This window comes from Aeromicrobium sp. PFPM2_SD2, assembly GCF_057364525.1.
Genome location: NZ_JBNFNZ010000571.1, coordinates 1 through 1,364 on the forward strand (window position 1 = coordinate 1; position 1,364 = coordinate 1,364).

The 1,364-nt window shown below is 74.8% G+C and carries 1 protein-coding gene and 1 pseudogene; both read right to left on the minus strand.

The window, feature by feature from the left end:
- The coding region (locus AC2W7G_RS16425; RefSeq protein WP_485869381.1) for a MerR family transcriptional regulator at positions 1-900 on the minus strand (900 nt) is incomplete at its 3' end.
- Positions 901-990: 90 nt separating this feature from the next.
- Positions 991-1,364 (minus strand): annotated as a pseudogene (locus tag AC2W7G_RS16430) (hypothetical protein); the annotation flags it as partial.

The window sequence follows — 1,364 nt, forward strand, 5'->3', positions numbered from 1 at the left end:
GGCGGGCCGGCTCGCCCCAGCCCGGGGCCACCCAGCACGACGTGCGGGCGCGGGTCGAGGTTCCACAGCGGACGCCACGGGCCGGGTGTGCAGCGACTGGCGGGTGGACGCCCCACAGGAAGGACCACGCGGGCCTCGAGCAGCCGGGACGTCTCGGCCAGCTCGTCCAGCGGCACGAAGGTGCCCAGCGTCGTGGACGCGACGCCGCCCTGGGCGAGCGCCGCCTGCAGCGCTAGCACGGGGAGCCAGTGCTCGTCGGGGCCGGCGCTGGCCAGCAGGACGTGGCCGGCCCGCTCGCGGCTCCGGGACGGCCCGCACGGCGCTGCCCAGCTCGACCGCGAGCTGCTGCACGGCGAGGTGGTGGCCGGCGCGGGGCAGCGTGCCCTCGCGGGTGCGCCGGGCGATCTGCGTCAGGGTGGGCGCGAAGACGTGCTCCCACGCCTCGGCCACGTCGTGCTCGGAGATCACCTGGGCGCAGGTGCGCCCGATCTTGTCGACGTTGAGCTGGGCCGAGGCCATGACGAGCGTCTCGACCGCGAGCTCGGGGGTCATCGAGCCGCGGGCCGGGGCGTCGAGCTGGGCGACGTCCACGAGCGCGGACGCCACGCCGGCCGGGTCCAGGCTCAGCACGACCTTGGCCGCGTCCTGGGCGCCGATGCCGGCGTCGAGGAGCTGCTGCATCAGCTGCACGCGGTCCAGGTCGGCACCGTTGTAGCGCCGGTGGCCGCCCGCGGTGCGGGCCGACGGGCTCAGTCCGTAGCGGCGCTCCCACGTGCGCAGGGTCGAGGCCGAGACGCCGAACTTCTGCGAGACCGAGGCGATGGTCCAGGCGTACTCCAGACCGCCGGGCGACTCGTTCGCCGCCTCGGACGTCGTCGGAGAGTCGGGTCCCTCGGACACGCGTCCCCCTCTCGCTCTGGCCCGGGATCCTGGGAAGGACTCCGGTCGGACAAGTTTTGCACAACTTGTGCGCAAGTTTGTGGACGGACCTCAGTCGCCCTCGGTCGTCCCGTCCCCGACCAGGTCCGGGACGTAGGCGAACAGCGCCGGCACGCCGCCAGTGTGCAGGAACACCGACTCGCTCCGGGGACCGGCCTCGTCCAGGTGGGCGTAGGCCGGTCCGGTGTACACGGGGTCGAGCAGCACGCCGGTCGAGGCGGCCACGCGACGGATCGAGCCGAGGGTGGCGGGGGTGGGCACGCCGTAGCCCTCGCCGAGCCCGGCGTGCACCGTCCAGGCCGTCCGGTCGACCGTCACGTCGAGGTCGTCGGCGAGCTCGGCCACGAGCCGCTCGACCCGTTCGGCCGCCGGTCCGACCTCCTCCATGACCGCGACGCCGTGCACCTCGCCGGTCCAGCCCCGCG